Here is a 16038-nt window from a genome sequence, read left to right on the forward strand (position 1 = left end):
CCGTCGGATTCGATTTTGTCAAATCGCGTTTGATGTCGGATTCATCTGCGGGTAGATTAGACCCGAATCAGCCGGTCCTCGGGGGGCGCGGCGACCACCCAAAGTCTCACGTTCCGGAATTTTCCGGCGCCAGACGCGGATGTTTTCGCGTTCCCTGATGGATTCCGTCTGGTTGGGCGCGACCCCGCGCCTCGTGTGTGTCTCGTAAAAGTAACGCGTTTTCGGGTTCGGCGGCTGGCCTCCAGCATCCGGACGGCAGAAACGATTCCGGCCAAAAGCAGCAAATGAGCAGTTCCGCCGCGCTTCTTCAATCCGACACATTGGGCTCGCGCCTGACGTCGCGCGGCGATCTGACCAGCTTCTTCATGGAGCTGACCGCCGAGATCGGCGCCGACAGCTACATGCTGGTCGCCATCGTCCACGACCAGGACCGCAATGACGCGCGCATTGTCTCCTCGAACTGGATCTTCGACGCCATCGAGCTGATCGGCAAGCGGCTGATCGCCAGCCTTGCCCAAGGGGCCCTCACGGTCGCGCCCGGCATCCGGCCTAGACCACTGGTGGCCGCGCAGGCGCCCGATGCCGACGGGCTGGTCTCCGGCGAAGAGGCCCGCCTGCTCGACGTGCTCGGCCATGCCGAGATCTATTCGCTGCGGCTGAATGTCGGCCGCCAGCGTCTGTTCGCCCTGTTCTCGGCGGCGACAGCAGGCCATATCGACCAGCCGGCGCTGATGAAGGCGCAGTTGAAATGCTGCTACGCTCTCTCGCATATCCCGCAGCTGATCGCCGCCGCCGCCATGCAGGATCCGCTGTCCGATCGCGAGCGCGAATGCCTGTTCTGGGTCTCGGAAGGCAAGACCACCGATGAGGTGGCGGTCATCCTTGGCGTCTCCTCCAACACCGTCAACAGCTACATCACCCACGCCATCCAGAAATTCGCGGCCAGCAACCGCGCGATGGCCATCGCCACGGCGATCAGGAGCGGCATCATTTGAAACACGCCGACATCAAGGACGCCGCGGAGGCCCTTTTCAACGAGCAGCGCAGCCCCTTCGGTGCCTTCTCGCTCAGCTCCGAGACACATCACGCCGTCACCATTCCCGATGCTGTGCGCCGCTGTCGCTGGGTATCGGTCGACATCAACGCCTCGGCCTTCGGCCTGTACTTCGTCAGCCCGTCGCCGGAACGGGCGCGGCTGGTGCCGTGCTTCGATTCCGACTATCCCGGCATTGCCGTGGCGACGAAGTTCATCTCGGGCGCCAATGGCGAGGAGATCGTGCGCCACACCCACAACTCGACGGAGCCACGCTGGTGGACGGATGACGGCGTCGCGGCCATGGCCGAAATGTTCGGCAACCTTGCCTGGACCGCGCAGATATCCCCCCTGGCGCCCGGCACCAGCGGCATTGCCTTTCCCGTCCACGCCGATCGCGGTCAGTGCGGCCTTGTCGTCTTCCTGGGATCGGAGATCGCGCTGCCGCAGGATATGCTCTACGAAATCCACGCCCGCTGCTTTTCCCTGTTCGCCGCTGTCGCGCGCATCCGTCCGAGCGATGCCGGCAGGATGCGAGCCATCTCCAAGCGCGAACTCGAATGCCTGAAGCTGACCGCCAACGGCAACACCAGCGAGGAGATCGCGCGGCTCCTGAAGCTGTCGGTGCATACCGCCAACCAATACCTGACCCAGTCGACGCAGAAGCTCAACGCCGTCAACCGCAACCAGGCGGTCGCCAAGGCGCTGCGGTTGGGCCTGATCGAGTAACCAAACGATGAGCCGCTTAGGTTTGTTGAGATTCAGGTCAGGCCGAGTCGAAAATGGTTGATACCGAGAACCGGAGCGGAGCGTACTTTTCGTACGTGAGCACCGGAAGCGCAGGTGTCAGCCATTTGCAGGCCGGCCTCACCTGAATATCAACGGACCTCAGAACGCCATAGGCTCGACCTTGCGGATCCGGGCCTGTTCGATCACCGCCTCCAGCAGCGCCGTATTGTGCTCAGGGTCCTCGCCGGGCTTTTCGAACGACACATAATTGACCACGACCGAATTGCCGGCCTCGCTCAGCGTCAGCTGGAAATAGACGGTCACACCGGGTGGCCTGAGCTCCAGGTCGAGCACGATGCGCGGACTGCCGCTCCAGTCGACATGCGCCTCGCCGCCATGACCGAGTTTGAGCGTGCCCGGCATGAAGAACAGCTCCACCGCTGAATCGACCAGATCCGAAAGGCAGGCGAAATGCTCCAGCCGGATGAAGGCGATGTAGTCGGCGACATCGATCAATCTCAGTTCGCCGACCACCTGCTCGATGGCGCTGGCGACGATGATCTCGCGGGATTTTGCGTGTGGTTGGCGGTTCATGAAATCTGTCTGCGCTCAGCCTTTTTCGAGTACACGATCCGCACCAGTTCGGCGACGGCCTGGTAGAATTGCGACGGGATCACATTATCGACCGAAACTTGCTTGTACATGGAGCGGGCGAGCGTCACGTCCTCGAAGATCGGAATGTTGTGCTCCTTCGCGATCTCGCGGATTTTCAACGCCACCAGATCCTGCCCCTTGGCCACCACGAGCGGCGCCGAATCCTCGTCGCGCACATATTTCAACGCGATCGAGAAGTGGGTCGGGTTGGCGATGATCAGCGTCGCGCGCGGCACCGCCGTCATCATCCGCTTGCGCGCGCGGTCGCGTGCCAGCGAGCGCAGCCGCGACTTGACGATCGGGTCGCCTTCGGACTGCTTGAACTCGTCCTTCACCTCCTGCTTGGTCATGCGCAGGTCCTGCTTCCAATGGAAGCGAGACCAGACGATGTCGATCGCCGCGATCAGCCCCATGACGAAGACGATCGCCACCAATATGTCGACCGCGATGCCGCGGATGACGAGGCCGAAAGCAACCGGATTGGTGATCATGCCGGCAAGCAGCTTGCGATGATCCTCCGACAGCGTGAAGGTGAGCACGGCAATGGCGAAGCCGACCTTTGCCAGGGATTTCAGGAACTCGACCCAGCCCTGGGCACCGAACATCCGGTTCCAGCCCTTGGTGATCGAAATGCGCGACAGCTGCGGCCTGATCCGCTCGCCGACGAATTGCGGCATGTTCTGGAGCACCGAGGCGCCGATGCCGGCGACGGTCAAAAGCACCAGCAGGCTGACGACCGCGCGGCCAACTTCCAGCATGACGATCTTGTAGAGATCGATGACATCGGTCTCGGTGTTCATCGGCCAGGCCTCGGGCTTCTCGAGGAACATCGACAGGAACATGCCGAGGTTGATGACGGCGTCCTTGGCATAGAAGACGGTGAACACCAGTATGGCGACGAAGGAGGCGAGGATCGCGGTTTCCCTGGAATGGGGCAGCTTGCCCTGTTCGATGGTGTCGCGGACTTTCTTTTCCGTCGCCTCTTCGGTTTTTGAGTCCTTGTCGGCGGCGTCGGACATGCCTTAGGCGGCGTTCTGCGTCGCGGGAAGTTCGAATGCGCCCTCGCGCGACAGCCGGATCGTCGTCGTCACGATGGTCTTGCGCGCCGCCAGTATGTCGGCGGCCGGAACCCCCTCCGACCCCTGTCCAAGTTCGGCTTCGATCATGCGCCGCGACCGCGCGCCGATTGCCGAGAGCACCGCTTCGGCGAGTGCCGCCGATGTGCCGCGCAGCGCCAGCGTGACAAGCTCGGTCGACAGTCCGTCGAACAGAAGGACGCGTGCCTTCTGGGTGAGCAGCGGCAGGTCGTCGAAGGCAAAAAGCCTAGCCCGCACACCATCGAGGTCGGGCGTGCCGGCGGCTTCCAGGTCCTGCATGACCTCCTCGAGCAGCGGCTTGTCCAGCTCGTTGAGCACGCTGGCGACGCGCGCCTGCCCGGCCGAAGTGTCCTTGGTCGAGGTTTCCGAAAGCACGCTGGTGCGCAACCGGTTCTCGACGATCCTGGTGGCCGCGGCCGGAACATTGGCCATCGTCACCATGCGCTTGATGATTTCGCCACGCATCTCCTTCGTCAGCGTCAAAAGCACGCTCGCCGCCGCCTGCGGCGCAAGCTTCGACAGCACCATGGCCGCCGTCTGCGGATGTTCGCCGGCGAGGAAGGTGCCCAGCCGCGAAGGTTCGAGTTTTTCGAGATCGGGCCAGATCGGTGGCGGCCCTTCGGGTGCCGCCTCCGGCTTCTTGTTGCCCATGATGGCGTTCATCTCTTCGGGCGACAGCGATTCGTTGAGGATGGTGTCCATCCTGTCGGCGGAATCGAGCAGGCCGGCACCCTCGGTGAACTCGGCCTCAAACTCGGCGACGATGCGCTCGAGATCGCTCTGCGGAATGGTCCTGAGCAGCCGGGCGCCGTCGATCAGCGCCTTCAGCTCTTCCTGCTTGAAGAATTTCAACAGGCGGCTGGCGGACGGCTTGCCCATCGCCACCAATATGGCGGCCGCCTTCTGCGCGCGCGTCAGGGTCGTCAGCGGCGTCATGCTGCCTCTCGCCTCCGCTGCAACCGGCAAGCCCCACCAGCCATGTCTAGGCGCCCTTCGTGCCGGCGATGATTTCGGTCAGCCTGATGCCGAAGCGCGAGGGATCGCTTTCGAGCACCGTGATCTCGCCGCGGGCGATCTTGCGGCCATTGACCACGACGTCGACCGGCTCGCCAATGCGGCGGTTGAGTGCAACCGTGGAGCCCTTCTGCAGCGCCATCAGGTCGGCCACCGCCATCTCGGTGCTTCCCAGGATGATCTGGACATCGACGGGGATGTTCATGATGACGTTCGAATTGGCGCCCGCGGCGGCCCTGAAAGCCGCATCTGGGCGTTGCTCCTCTTCATGCAGGACCCCACGCAATTCTTCGATGGCGCGGTCGAGCTGCTCGTCCGGCTGGTCGAGTTCTGCTTCCACTTTGGTCTTGGCCATGAATCGTCTCCAAAAGCTCAGGCGCGCCCGGCACCAGCCGGCATGAGCCCATCGATGAAATCCTGCCCGGCATCGAAGGGATGCTTGATTCGGACGGTGTAATTCTGCCCCAGTTTGCCGAACTCGCATACGAACAGCGTCTGGCCGCGCGCGCTGAGGCGAGCCCGTGACTGCGCCGTTTCGTCGAAGTCGATGACCTGGCCCACTTGGAGATTGGCAAGGTCGCCAAGCGTCAGCCGCGTCAGCGGCATGGTGGCTTCGAGCGCCACCGTCGAGCGCATCACCTCTTCCGAAAAGCGTGCGCGCCAACTGGTGCCATGATCGTCCTCGCCGATGCCGGTGGTGCCGTCGCGGCCGGCAAGGACGACACGCTGCGGCATCGTCACCGTGATGGAGCCGCTGTCGACCGGCGTCGAGATGCCAAGGACGATGCGGATGGCGGCACCGTCGCGCAGCACATGCCGTTTCGCCTCGGTACCCGACATCGCCCGCGGCACGGGCAGCCGCAGGTCGAGCGAGCGCCGCCCGGATCCGTTCAGCGCCTGCGCCACCTCCTGGAACACCATGGTCGAGACATCGGCCTCGATCGGCGACAGGTCGCGCTCGATCGGCGACGCCGGCATATCCGGATCGCCGCCAAACAGCGTCGAGACCATGATCGCGATCGCGGCAGCGTCGATGACGAGCGTCATCGCATCCGAGGATGCCGGCGAACCAACGACTGTCATGGCGAAATTGTCGCCGGCGCGCGAACGCGCCTCGGGGACGCGGCTGACCTCGACGGACTTGAGGTCGACGATGACGGGAACGCCGAGTTCGCCCGAAAGGCCCTTCTGCAGCAGCGGCACGGCGCGTTCGGCCATGGCGCGGCCGGCATCGATGACCTGATCGGCCTCGCCGCTGTCGCCGACCAGGCGCTCGATGATCAGCGAGCGCGCTTGCGCGGGGCTGCCTGGGCTGGTCATGACCGTGTCGGCACCGATCTGTCGTGCATCGCTCAAGCGGCCTTCTTCTCGGCGCTGCCGGTGTTCATCGTGCTCTGCTCGACGGCGTCGATGGTCGGCCGCTCATAGGACGAGATGGTCTTGCGGCCGAATTCGATCGCCACCTGCGGCAGCGCGCCGTTCATGTAGGCGAGCAGCGTCTGCTTGACGATGATGTAGAGGCGGTTCTTCTTCTCGCGCACCGTCTTGATCTTGGTGGCGACAGGCCCGACCACGGCGTAGGACAGGAAGATGCCGAGGAAGGTGCCGACAAGCGCCGCGCCGATCAGGCCGCCGAGGATTTCCGGCGACTGGTCGAGTGCGCCCATCGCCTTGACCACGCCAAGCACGGCGGCGACGATGCCCAGCGCCGGCAGGCCGTCGCCGACCGCGACCATCGCGTGATAGGCCTTCATCTTGTCGGACTTGATGGTCTGGATCTCCTCGTCCATCAGCGCCTCGATCTCGTGCGAGCGGGCATTGCCGATGATGATGATGCGGCAGTAGTCGCAGATGAAATTCATCAGATCGTGATTCTTGAGCACCGTCGGAAAGGCCTGGAAGATGGCTGATTCTTCCGGATTGTCGATATGCGCCTCGACCTCGCTGCGCGACTTCGAGCGCAATTCGCGCATCAGGCTGTGCAGCACGCCGAGCGTTTCCAGGTAATCCTGTTCCTTCGGCACCGCCTGCTTGAAGGCCTCGATAATGCCCCTGCCGGTATCCTTGACCGTCTTCATCGGGTTGGCGACCAGGAAAGTGCCCAGTGCTGCGCCACAGATGACCACGGCTTCCCATGGCTGGACCAGCACGTGCAGATGCCCGCCCATGGCCATGAAGCCGCCAAGGACGCAGCCGAGCGTCACCACAAGTCCAATCAGAATGCCCACGACAGGTCCTTCCGCATTTCACGACAGATCCAAGGGATAGTCCCCGTGCCTTGTGTGAGGCTTGAATCCGGGCCGCCACGGAACCGAATGTTGGGCGATTCAGTTTCGCGCAAGGAAGTGAGGTTACTGTCGCGACACTAAGCTTCGGCCGGAGGCATGACGTTGCTCAATACCTTTACCAGCTACCAGTTGATCACCAGGGACATCAACAAGTCGATCGACCGCATCGAGCAGCAGCCGACTGTCGATCGCGATACCAAATATTACCTGGCCAACATAACCAAGGTGAAATCGATCGACGATTTCGTCAAAAATGACCGGCTGTTCAAATATGCCATGAAGGCCTACGGGCTGGAGGACATGGACTACGCCAAGGCCTTCATGGTCAAGGCGCTCAAGGAAGGCGTCACCGACCCTAACAGTTTCGCCAACAAGTTGACCGACAAGCGCTACGCCCAGTTCGTCAGCGCCTTCAACTTCGCCGCCAATGGCGCCAACGCCACCATCTACAACAAGGCGCAGCAGCTGGTGACGAAGAATTACGCCACGCAGGCGACGATCGCCGGCCTTGATCCGAATTCGGACTATGTGAAGGGCGAGACGACCTACTACCTCGCCAACATCACCAAGGTGAAATCGGTCGACGACCTGATGTCGAACAGCCGGCTCTACACCTACGCGCTGGCCGCGTTCGGTCTCGATTCGGCGACGGAGAATAAGGACCTCATCAAACAGGTTCTGCAGGGTGGCGTGCGCGACCCCAACAGCGTCGCCAACAAGCAGACGAACCCGGCCTACGCGGCATTGGCCTCGGCCTTCAACTTCGAGCAGTACGGCGAAGCCGCAACCACCATCAATCCGGCGCAGCAGCCGACTGTCGACAAGTATATGCGCCAGACGCTGGAGGAGGATGCCGGCAAGACCAATGAGGGCGTGCGGCTGGCGCTTTACTTCCAGCGCAAGGCGCCCGACATCACCAGCTGGTACGACGTGCTGGCCGATACGGCCCTTGCCAGTGTCGTGCGCACCGCGCTGGGACTCCCCGATTCCTTCGCCACCGCCGACATCGACAAGCAGGCGCAGCTCTTCGAACAGAAGCTCGACATCTCGGATTTCACCGACCCCGTGAAACTCGGCAAGTTCCTGACCCGCTTCACCAGCATGTACGAGATCAACAATCCGACCTCGACGGCCGTGACGTCAGTCAGCGTGCTCTTTGCCCAGCCGGTCACGGCGGGCATCTCCACCGACCTGATGATGGCCATGCAGAAGTTGAAGTTCTGATCATGCAGGACAGTCTCTACGTCGCCCTATCCGCGCAGATGGCGATCGAGCGCCGGCTCGACACCATCGCCGACAATGTTGCCAACGCCAACACTGTCGGCTTTCGCGCCACCGGCGTGAAATTCGAGGACATGGTGTCGGGCACCGGGCAGAAATCGGTGTCCTTCGCCTCGTCGGGCAAGACCTATCTTTCGGGCGCCCACGGTTCCCTGACCGAGACCGGAAATCCGTTCGATTTCGCCATCCAGGGCGACGCCTGGTTCGCCATCGACACACCGGCCGGCACCGTCATGACGCGCGACGGCCGCTTCTCAATGAACGAGAATGGCGAACTGATGTCGATCGAAGGCCATCCGGTGCTCGACGCCGGCGGCGCGCCGATCCAGCTCGACCCCCGCAACGGTCCGCCCAAAGCCGGCGCCGACGGCTCGCTGCGCCAGAACGACCAGCTTGTCGGCTCGATCGGCCTTTACAATTTCGACCCGGGCGAGAATTTCGTGCGCTACGGCAATTCCGGCATCGTGCCGGCGCGCACCCCCGAGCCGGTCACCGACCGCTCCGATGTCGGTATCGCGCAGGGTTTCGTCGAAGAATCCAACGTCAATCCGGTGCTGGAGATGACCCGCCTGATCATGGTCCAGCGCGCCTTCGAGAACACCGCCGCGCTGATGCGTCAAACGGATTCTTCCACCGACGAGGCGATCAAGACGCTCGGCTCGAAGTCGTAGCATGTCGCTCGACCGGTCCTCCATCCGTGCACCCGAAAGGCAGCTCCCACCGGCGCCCGAAGATCGGCTCGCCGCACTGGAACGGGTAATTCGGCGTTTCAGCAACACCGACGGGCTGGTCAAGCGTGGCGGTCTCGTCACCGAAGTCACGTCCACGCACTACAAGGTGCGCGGCCTTTCCGATTTCGCCAGGCTGGGCGACATCGTCGAGCAGCGCGGCCAGTCCGGCGCGCGCCGCGGCGAGATCGTCAAGATCAGCCGCGACGAAGTCGTCGTCGCCCCCTTCGAACGCAGCGCCGATGCCGGTATCGGCGATGCGGTGTTCCGCAGGGGTCCACTCGCGGTGGCGCCGCATGATTCATGGCGCGGCCGCACCATCGACGCGCTCACCCGGGCGATCGATGGCGGTGCGCCGCTGATCAGGGGCGAAGACCTGTCGGGCGGCGCCACGACGCCAGGCGCCATGGCGCGGCAGCGCGTCGGTACCGCCTTCATGACCGGCGTCAAGGTCATCGACATCTTCACGCCGCTGTGCTTCGGTCAGCGCATGGGCGTCTTTGCGGGTTCGGGCGTCGGCAAGTCGACGCTGCTCGCCATGCTCGCCGGCGCCGACGCGTTCGACACCGTCGTCGTCGCGCTGATCGGCGAACGCGGCCGCGAGGTCCGCGAATTCCTCGAGGACACAATCGGCGACAGCATGGCCAAGACCGTGGCCGTCGTCGCCACCAGCGACGAGAGCGCCATGATGCGCCGGCGCGCGCCCGACACCGCCATGAGGGTCGCCGAGCACTTTCGCGACCAGGGCCACCGCGTGCTGTTGGTGCTGGATTCGATCACCCGCTTCGCCCATGCCTTGCGTGAGGTGGCGACGGGAACCGGCGAGCCGCCGGTCGCCCGCGGTTATCCCGCCTCGGTATTCACCGAACTTCCCAAATTGCTCGAGCGCGCCGGACCGGGGGCCGAAGGCAAGGGGTCGATTACCGCCATCATTTCCGTGCTGGTCGACGGCGACGACCACAATGATCCGGTCGCCGATTCCGTGCGCGGCATCCTCGACGGCCATGTCGTGCTCGACCGCGCGATCGCCGAACAGGGTCGCTATCCGCCGGTCAATCCCCTGTCATCCATATCGCGCCTGGCCGGCAAGGCCTGGAGCGTCGAACAGCGCGCTTTGGTGACGCGGCTGAAGTCGATGATCGCCCGCTTCGAGGACACGCGCGACATCCGCCTGCTCGGCGCCTATCAGGGTGGCGCCGACGCCGAGCTCGACATCGCCGTGCGCCAGGTGCCGCTGATCTACGAGGCGCTGACGCAATCGCCCAGGGACCGCCCGTCAGCCGATCCGTTCTCCGATCTCGCCCGCCATCTCAAGGGAAAGCTGAATGCCGAATCAGGAGACTGAACGCCAATACACCGAGCGCATCCTGAATGAGATGATCGCCGCGGCGAACGCCGCCGAGGAGGCTCAAGCCGAGGAGGAGAGGAGGGCCAAGGCAAAGGCCGCCAGCGCCATCGCAGCCAAGACCGCGGCTGTTCTGGCCAGAGCCGTCAAGCCGGTCCTGCCCCGATCCGAACCTGTCGCTCGGGCTGCCGCGCCCGTGGTTCCCCGCGTCGAGGCCGCCGAGATCACGCAGGCAAGCCGCGAATCGCTGATCGATGGCCTGTTTCCCGTCACCGAATGGCCGCAACCGCCAAAGGCGCAATTTCCAAAATTGAGCAAGAAGGCGGACCGGCGCAGCGACTTCGTCATCGCCGCGCTCGGCGTCACGCTCGGCCTGATCTGCGCCCTGTTTCCCTGGTATATCTTCTTCAACCAGGAGCAGTTCGGCGTTCAGGCGATCAAGTTTGGCGGCACCGGCACCAATTCGGGACGCGAGGGTGGCGGCGTGGTGACCTCGCGCAGCGCGCCGCTGACGGCCAAGGACCTTCCCAACACCAGCATCGACCTGCTCGCCACCGGGACGGTGCAGGATGACGCCACCCCGGCGCAGCCGCCCGGCGACCAGCCCTTCCCGGCCGATGTCGCGAAATTCCGCATGGTCCATGTCGCCAACGGCCGTGCCATGATCGAGGACGACACCGGCCTGTGGATCGTCCAGCGCGGCTCGATACTGCCGGACTCGAGCACCGTGTCGTCGATCGAGCAGCGCAACGGCAAATGGGTCATGCTGACCAGCACCAACCAGCTGATCCAGCTTTCCAGGTAGCGGCTGCCCGCAAGGTCCGCGCAAGACTGGCGGCCTAGTCTTTGGGCACATGCCCGGAGATTCCCATGGAGCCCGTTTCCCTTTTCGATCTCGCCGCCAAGCAAGCGCAGTGGCTTTCCGTGCGCCAGTCGGCGATCGCCGGCAACATCGCCAACGCCAACACGCCGGGCTACACGGCAAACGATGTCGAGCCCTTCGAGAAGGTGCTCGACCGCACGGCTGTGTCGTTGCAGACCACCGAGGCCGGCCATCTCGGCAGCGCGGCGACCAATGCCGGCTTCACCATCAAGCCGCAGGAAGATGACGGCGTGGTCATGCCGTCCAAGAACACCGTCGTGCTTGAGGACCAGCTTCTCAAGGCCGGCGAGGTGCGCCGTTCCTTCGAGCTCAACACGGCGATCGTCAAGGCTTTCCACTCGATGATGATGATGGCGGTGAAGAGCTGACATGGACGCACTGACCGCAGCCCTGAAAGTCGCAGCATCCGGCCTCGGCGCCCAGTCCGAGCGCCTGCGCGTGGTCTCTGAAAACCTCGCCAATGCCCAGTCGACCGGCACGACGCCCGGCGCTGACCCCTATCGCCGCAAGACCATCAGCTTCGTCTCCGAGCTTGACCGGGCGTCCGGCGCCTCAACGGTTGAAGTGAACTCGATCGACCGCGATCCAAGTGTCTTCCCCGTCGAATTCCAGCCTGGCAACGAGGCCGCCGACGAGAAGGGCTACGTCAAGATGCCCAATGTCAACGCGCTGATCGAAATGGCCGACATGACCGAGGCCAACCGCTCCTACGAGGCCAACCTGCAAGTCGTGAAGCAGGCGCGCGACCTCATTTCAATGACCATCGACCTGATGAGGAACCAATGATCGTGAACGGCATCGGCGCGCTCAACCTGAAGCCCGGGCTGGGCGATACGGCGACCGACCTGCTTCAGGGCGGTGTCGCGCCGGCGACATCAGGCAACCTTGGCAGCTCCTTTGCCGAAGCGGTGAGCCAGGCAGCCTCCAAGACCGTCAACACGCTGCAGAATGCCGAACAGGTGTCGCTCCAGGCGCTCAAGGGCGATGCCGACACCCGCCAGGTCGTCGATGCCGTGATGAGCGCGCAGCAGGCGCTTCAGACCGCCGTCGCCATCCGCGACAAGGTCGTTTCGGCCTACCTCGAAGTCAGTCACATGGGTATCTGAGGAATAGGTCATGAAAGCACTTTCCATCGCCGCCACCGGCATGAATGCCCAGCAGACAAATCTGGAAGTCATCGCCAACAACATCGCCAACATCAACACCACCGGCTACAAGCGGGCGCGCGCCGAATTCTCCGACCTGCTCTACCAGGTTGACCGCACGCAAGGCGTACCCAACCGCTCCAACGCCTCGCTGGTGCCGGAAGGCGTTTCGATCGGTCTCGGCGTCAAGACGACGGCCGTGCGCAACGTGCACACCCAGGGCGAACTGACCAGCACCGGCAACAGTTTCGACATGGCGCTGACCGGCAGGGGCTGGTTCCAGATCGAGGGCGCCGATGGCGGCACGCTCTACACCCGCGCCGGCGCCTTCAACACCAACGCCACCGGCCAGCTGGTGACGGTGGATGGCGCCAATGTCATTCCGGCGATCACCGTGCCGACCGACGCGGTCGAGGTGATCGTCAACAAGACCGGTCAGGTGTTTGCCCGCATCGACGGCCAGACCGACCTGCAGAATCTCGGCCAGCTCCAGATCGTCAACTTCGCCAACGAGGCGGGCCTCGCGCCGCTCGGCGACAATCTGTTCCAGGAAACGACCGCCTCCGGCCCGGCCAATGCCGGCGTGCCCGGCGATCCCGGCTTCGCCACCATCCAGCAGGGCTATCTCGAGGCCTCCAACGTCGACCCGGTCAAGGAAATCACCGAGCTGATCTCGGCGCAGCGCGCCTATGAGATGAATTCCAAGGTGATCCAGGCCGCCGACGACATGGCCTCGGTCGTCTCCAAGAACATCAGGTAAGGGATGATGGCCATGCCGATCTCCTGCTCCGCATTCCGCCGCACCGCGCTGATCCTTGCGCTGGTAGTCGGTGGCTTGCCGGCTTTCGCACAGGAATCGGCAAATCAATCGACAAATCAGTCGGCAACGCAGATCGCCAGCGATCAGCCTGCCGGCGAGGTCGTGCTGATCCCCAGTCGCGTCATCTACCCCGGCGAGACCATCGAACTCGCCGCCCTGAAACAGGTGACCCTCATCGCGGGCAAACACAAGCCCGATGCGATGGTGACCCGCGCCGAAGAGCTTCAGGGCAAGATCGCCAAGCGCACGCTGCTGCCCGGTCGCTACATCCCGGCCGCCGCCATCCGCGAGGCCTGGCTGGTCGAACAGGGTGCAGCCGTGCAGGTCTTCTTCATCGCCGGCGGACTGACGATATCGGCCACCGCGGTAACCTTGCAGCCAGGTTCAGCCGGCGACCTCATCAAGGTTCGCAACAGCGATAGCGGCAAGATCCTCTCCGGCACAGTGATGGCCGACGGAACCATCCAGGTCAGCGCTTCATGATGCGCCCGCTTGCCCTTCTGCTTGCGGCCGTACTCGGCCTGCAGCCGGCGCTGGCCGACGGCCTGACACCCAAGGCGAAGCGCGAACTCGCCGCCAAGAACGGCGGCGTCTACGACGATCCGGAATATGATCCGGCGACCACCACCCGCATGTTCCGCGTTTCGCCCGGACCGAGCTCGCTGCCGCCTGGCCAGGTCGCCTCGCGCATCAAGGACATCGCCCAGCTGCAGAGTTCGCGCGACAACCAGCTGGTCGGCTACGGCCTGGTCATCGGCCTCGCCGGCTCGGGTGACAGTCTGCGCAATTCGCCGTTCACCGAGCAGTCGATCCGCGCCATGCTCGAAAATCTCGGCATCGCCACCGAAGGCGGCCGCGCGCGCGCCAAGAACGTCGCCGCCGTCATCGTCACCGCCAACATGCCCCCCTATGTGCAATCGGGCGCCCGCATCGACATCGACGTCTCCTCTATGGGCGACGCCACCTCGCTTGCCGGCGGCACGCTGATCATGACGCCGCTGAAGGCGGCGGACGGCGAGATCTATGCCGTCGGTCAGGGCGCGGTCATCGTTTCCGGCTTCACCGCCAAGGGCCAGGCCGAACAATTGACGCAGGGCGTGCCGACCGCCGGCCGGGTGCCGAACGGCGCCATCGTCGAGCGTTCGGTGAAGGCCGAATTCGACGACCAGTCGACGCTGACGCTGCAATTGCGCAATCCCGATTTCTCGACCGCCATCCGCATCGCCGACGCGATCAACGACTATACCAGCCAGCGCTTCGGCATGCGCGTCGCGGGTGAGCGCGATTCTCGCACCGTGCAGATCAGAAGGCCAAAGGGCGTTTCGGCCGCGCGCTTCTATGCCGAGATCGAAAACCTGGTGGTCGAATCCGATACGCCGGCCCGCGTCGTCATCGACGAGCGCACCGGCACCATCGTCATCGGCAACGACGTCAAGATCTCGCGCGTTGCCATCAGCCACGGCACGCTCACGGTGCGCATCACCGAAGCGCCGCGCATCGTGCAGCCCGAACCTTTCTCCAAGGGCGAAACCGCTGTCGAGCCGTTCACCGCCATCGACGCCAGCCGGCCCGATGCCCGCGTCGCGGTGCTCGACGGACCCGACCTGCAAACCCTCGTTTCCGGCCTCAACCGCCTCGGCGTCAAGCCGGACGGTATCATTGCCATCCTGCAAGGCATCAAGTCGGCCGGCGCCCTGCAAGCCGATCTGGTCCTCCAATAGGCGATGCCGATGATCCCCTCCCTTCTATCCCACGAAAGACGCTCCTGCCGCGCAATCCTGTCCGCGGCCGCGGCTCTCGCGGCCATGGCCGTTGCCAGTGGCGGCGCACATGGCGAGGATGTCGTTCGCCAGGTTCTGCCCGGAGCGCAGCCCGCGGTGGCGCCGCAGCAATTGGCCCGGGAGAAGGCGCCCGACCAGAGCGAGATCGAGCGCTTCTGCTCCAACATCGCCGACGCCGCCCGCGACCGCCGCTACGCCTTGCAGGCCGAGGAACTGAAGCAGCTGCAGGCCGGCATCGACGAGCGCATGAAAGCGCTGGACGCGAAGAAGGCCGAATACGAGACCTGGCTGAAGCGGCGTGAAGTGTTCCTGGCCCGGGCCGAGGACGGCGTCGTCAAGATCTACGCCGGCATGAAGCCCGATGCGGCGGCCGAACGCCTGGCGATCGTCAACGCCGACCTGGCCGCGGCCATTCTGATGAAGCTCGATTCACGCAAGGCCGGGGTCATTCTCAACGAAATGGACCAGAAGGCGGCGGCGACTCTCACCGGCATCATGGCCAGCGCAGCCCGAAGGGTAGATCCGTCATGATCCGCAGAACGCTCATCCTGTGCGCGGTGGCAGCCCTGTCCGGCTGCGGCACCAACCTCAGGGAAGTCGGCAAGGAACCGTCGCTGTCGCCGGTCGGCTCGGGCATTGACGGCGGCAACACGTCTTCCCTGTACAGATACCCCGAGCCGCCTCGGGCACCGGTGAAAAAGTTCTCGCTGTGGGACGATCGCCAGAGCCGCCTCTTCACCGATCCCCGGGCGCTCTCACAGGGCGACATCCTGACCGTCACGATCAAGGTCAACGACCGCGCCAATTTCAAGAACCAGAACGACAGGAGCCGCACCGCCAACCGCAAGCTCGGCTTCGACCTCAGCGCGCAATGGGACAAGTGGAGCACCGCCGGCAAGGGCGCCGGCACGCTCAACTCCGCAACGGACACGACGGCCGATGGCGAGATCAAACGATCGGAAACGCTTGAACTCAATGTCGCGGCGATCGTCACCGATGTCTTGCCGAACGGCAATCTGATGATCACGGGGTCGCAGGAAGTGCGCGTCAACGCCGAACTGAGGGTGCTGACCATCGCCGGCATCGTGCGGCCGGCCGATATCGGCGCCGAGAACACGATCCCCTACGAACGGATCGCCGAGGCGCGCATTTCCTATGGCGGGCGCGGCCGCATCACCGAGATCCAGCAGCCGGCCTACGGCCAGCAGATCCTCGACCAGGTTCTTCCGTTCTAGGGATT

General features: G+C 64.1%; 20 protein-coding genes. 14 read left to right on the plus strand and 6 right to left on the minus strand.

Annotation, left to right across the window (positions count from 1 at the left end):
- The first annotated feature begins 284 nt into the window (after positions 1–284).
- Both FJV80_RS03270 and FJV80_RS03275 read left to right on the plus strand, forming a co-directional pair.
- Positions 285–995 carry a helix-turn-helix transcriptional regulator gene (locus FJV80_RS03270; RefSeq protein ID WP_095772675.1) on the plus strand — a complete coding sequence of 237 codons (711 nt, stop codon included), beginning with the start codon at positions 285–287 and terminating at the stop codon, positions 993–995.
- Positions 992–1762, plus strand: coding sequence for a helix-turn-helix transcriptional regulator (locus tag FJV80_RS03275; protein WP_142875547.1), 771 nt, complete (start codon positions 992–994; stop codon positions 1760–1762). Before FJV80_RS03270 ends, FJV80_RS03275 begins: the two co-directional genes overlap by 4 nt.
- A 159-nt stretch (positions 1763–1921) precedes the next feature.
- Here the strand turns inward: FJV80_RS03275 and FJV80_RS03280 are convergent, their stop codons facing one another.
- Genes FJV80_RS03280 through motA form a run of 6 tightly spaced genes read right to left on the minus strand, consistent with a single transcriptional unit; the run spans position 1922 to position 6755 of the window.
- The gene (locus FJV80_RS03280) at positions 1922–2356 is read right to left on the minus strand and encodes a hypothetical protein (protein WP_095772673.1); all 435 of its coding nucleotides are present in this window, start codon (positions 2354–2356) and stop codon (positions 1922–1924) included.
- On the minus strand, positions 2353–3435 hold the full coding sequence (gene flhB, locus FJV80_RS03285; RefSeq protein ID WP_019860936.1) for a flagellar biosynthesis protein FlhB: 1083 nt from the start codon (positions 3433–3435) through the stop codon (positions 2353–2355). The genes FJV80_RS03280 and flhB overlap by 4 nt, the downstream gene beginning before the upstream one ends.
- A 3-nt stretch (positions 3436–3438) precedes the next feature.
- On the minus strand, positions 3439–4449 hold the full coding sequence (locus FJV80_RS03290) for a flagellar motor switch protein FliG (protein ID WP_095772672.1): 1011 nt from the start codon (positions 4447–4449) through the stop codon (positions 3439–3441).
- A gap of 46 nt (positions 4450–4495) precedes the next feature.
- Entirely contained in the window at positions 4496–4882 is a 387-nt protein-coding gene (gene fliN / locus FJV80_RS03295; protein WP_019860938.1) for a flagellar motor switch protein FliN, read from the minus strand.
- 17 nt (positions 4883–4899) lie between these two features.
- A complete protein-coding gene (locus FJV80_RS03300; RefSeq protein ID WP_142875686.1) occupies positions 4900–5847 on the minus strand; it encodes a FliM/FliN family flagellar motor switch protein in 948 nt (315 codons plus the stop codon).
- Positions 5848–5879: 32 nt separating this feature from the next.
- Positions 5880–6755, minus strand: coding sequence for a flagellar motor stator protein MotA (gene motA / locus FJV80_RS03305; RefSeq protein ID WP_095772671.1), 876 nt, complete (start codon positions 6753–6755; stop codon positions 5880–5882).
- A 162-nt stretch (positions 6756–6917) separates the two neighbouring features.
- Here motA and FJV80_RS03310 point away from each other — a divergent pair, with 162 nt between their 5' ends.
- The 12 genes from FJV80_RS03310 to flgH all read left to right on the plus strand — a co-directional run bounded on the left by FJV80_RS03310 (position 6918) and on the right by flgH (position 16033).
- Positions 6918–8039: a DUF1217 domain-containing protein gene (locus tag FJV80_RS03310; protein ID WP_095772744.1), complete on the plus strand. Its 1122-nt coding sequence runs from the start codon at positions 6918–6920 to the stop codon at positions 8037–8039.
- A gap of 2 nt (positions 8040–8041) precedes the next feature.
- A complete protein-coding gene (flgF, locus tag FJV80_RS03315; RefSeq protein ID WP_142875548.1) occupies positions 8042–8767 on the plus strand; it encodes a flagellar basal-body rod protein FlgF in 726 nt (241 codons plus the stop codon).
- Position 8768: 1 nt separating this feature from the next.
- Positions 8769–10169, plus strand: coding sequence for a flagellar protein export ATPase FliI (gene fliI / locus FJV80_RS03320; protein WP_095772670.1), 1401 nt, complete (start codon positions 8769–8771; stop codon positions 10167–10169).
- On the plus strand, positions 10150–10974 hold the full coding sequence (locus FJV80_RS03325; protein WP_095792695.1) for a hypothetical protein: 825 nt from the start codon (positions 10150–10152) through the stop codon (positions 10972–10974). The genes fliI and FJV80_RS03325 overlap by 20 nt, the downstream gene beginning before the upstream one ends.
- 65 nt (positions 10975–11039) lie before the next feature.
- Positions 11040–11420, plus strand: a complete 381-nt coding sequence (gene flgB, locus FJV80_RS03330; RefSeq protein WP_019860948.1) for a flagellar basal body rod protein FlgB — start codon at positions 11040–11042, stop codon at positions 11418–11420.
- Between the two features lies 1 nt (position 11421).
- Positions 11422–11838, plus strand: a complete 417-nt coding sequence (gene flgC, locus FJV80_RS03335; protein WP_095772668.1) for a flagellar basal body rod protein FlgC — start codon at positions 11422–11424, stop codon at positions 11836–11838.
- Entirely contained in the window at positions 11835–12158 is a 324-nt protein-coding gene (locus FJV80_RS03340; protein ID WP_185975127.1) for a flagellar hook-basal body complex protein FliE, read from the plus strand. The genes flgC and FJV80_RS03340 overlap by 4 nt, the downstream gene beginning before the upstream one ends.
- A 10-nt stretch (positions 12159–12168) precedes the next feature.
- Complete coding sequence (gene flgG, locus FJV80_RS03345; protein WP_019860950.1) at positions 12169–12957, plus strand: flagellar basal-body rod protein FlgG; 789 nt, start codon at positions 12169–12171, stop codon at positions 12955–12957.
- 6 nt (positions 12958–12963) lie between these two features.
- Positions 12964–13500: a flagellar basal body P-ring formation chaperone FlgA gene (flgA, locus tag FJV80_RS03350; protein WP_185973266.1), complete on the plus strand. Its 537-nt coding sequence runs from the start codon at positions 12964–12966 to the stop codon at positions 13498–13500.
- Positions 13501–13649: 149 nt separating this feature from the next.
- The gene (locus FJV80_RS03355) at positions 13650–14738 is read left to right on the plus strand and encodes a flagellar basal body P-ring protein FlgI (protein ID WP_245318115.1); all 1089 of its coding nucleotides are present in this window, start codon (positions 13650–13652) and stop codon (positions 14736–14738) included.
- A gap of 3 nt (positions 14739–14741) precedes the next feature.
- Entirely contained in the window at positions 14742–15329 is a 588-nt protein-coding gene (locus FJV80_RS03360; RefSeq protein ID WP_185975128.1) for a MotE family protein, read from the plus strand.
- A complete protein-coding gene (flgH, locus tag FJV80_RS03365) occupies positions 15326–16033 on the plus strand; it encodes a flagellar basal body L-ring protein FlgH (protein WP_095786944.1) in 708 nt (235 codons plus the stop codon). Before FJV80_RS03360 ends, flgH begins: the two co-directional genes overlap by 4 nt.
- Positions 16034–16038: the final 5 nt, after the last annotated feature.

It is taken from the genome of Mesorhizobium sp. WSM4310 (assembly GCF_007003935.1).
Taxonomy (GTDB): Bacteria; Pseudomonadota; Alphaproteobacteria; order Rhizobiales; family Rhizobiaceae; genus Mesorhizobium.

Bases quoted from the DNA above. Each gene is read 5' to 3' on its own strand.
- FJV80_RS03270 (WP_095772675.1), top strand. From the start codon at position 285: ATGAGCAGTTCCGCCGCGCTTCTTCAATCCGACACATTGGGCTCGCGC.
- FJV80_RS03280 (WP_095772673.1), bottom strand. From the start codon at position 2,356: ATGAACCGCCAACCACACGCAAAATCCCGCGAGATCATCGTCGCCAGC.
- flhB (WP_019860936.1), bottom strand. From the start codon at position 3,435: ATGTCCGACGCCGCCGACAAGGACTCAAAAACCGAAGAGGCGACGGAA.
- FJV80_RS03290 (WP_095772672.1), bottom strand. From the start codon at position 4,449: ATGACGCCGCTGACGACCCTGACGCGCGCGCAGAAGGCGGCCGCCATA.
- fliN (WP_019860938.1), bottom strand. From the start codon at position 4,882: ATGGCCAAGACCAAAGTGGAAGCAGAACTCGACCAGCCGGACGAGCAG.
- FJV80_RS03300 (WP_142875686.1), bottom strand. From the start codon at position 5,847: ATGACCAGCCCAGGCAGCCCCGCGCAAGCGCGCTCGCTGATCATCGAG.
- flgF (WP_142875548.1), top strand. From the start codon at position 8,042: ATGCAGGACAGTCTCTACGTCGCCCTATCCGCGCAGATGGCGATCGAG.
- fliI (WP_095772670.1), top strand. From the start codon at position 8,769: ATGTCGCTCGACCGGTCCTCCATCCGTGCACCCGAAAGGCAGCTCCCA.
- FJV80_RS03325 (WP_095792695.1), top strand. From the start codon at position 10,150: ATGCCGAATCAGGAGACTGAACGCCAATACACCGAGCGCATCCTGAAT.
- flgB (WP_019860948.1), top strand. From the start codon at position 11,040: ATGGAGCCCGTTTCCCTTTTCGATCTCGCCGCCAAGCAAGCGCAGTGG.
- flgC (WP_095772668.1), top strand. From the start codon at position 11,422: ATGGACGCACTGACCGCAGCCCTGAAAGTCGCAGCATCCGGCCTCGGC.
- FJV80_RS03340 (WP_185975127.1), top strand. From the start codon at position 11,835: ATGATCGTGAACGGCATCGGCGCGCTCAACCTGAAGCCCGGGCTGGGC.
- flgG (WP_019860950.1), top strand. From the start codon at position 12,169: ATGAAAGCACTTTCCATCGCCGCCACCGGCATGAATGCCCAGCAGACA.
- flgA (WP_185973266.1), top strand. From the start codon at position 12,964: ATGGCCATGCCGATCTCCTGCTCCGCATTCCGCCGCACCGCGCTGATC.
- FJV80_RS03355 (WP_245318115.1), top strand. From the start codon at position 13,650: ATGTTCCGCGTTTCGCCCGGACCGAGCTCGCTGCCGCCTGGCCAGGTC.
- FJV80_RS03360 (WP_185975128.1), top strand. From the start codon at position 14,742: ATGCCGATGATCCCCTCCCTTCTATCCCACGAAAGACGCTCCTGCCGC.
- flgH (WP_095786944.1), top strand. From the start codon at position 15,326: ATGATCCGCAGAACGCTCATCCTGTGCGCGGTGGCAGCCCTGTCCGGC.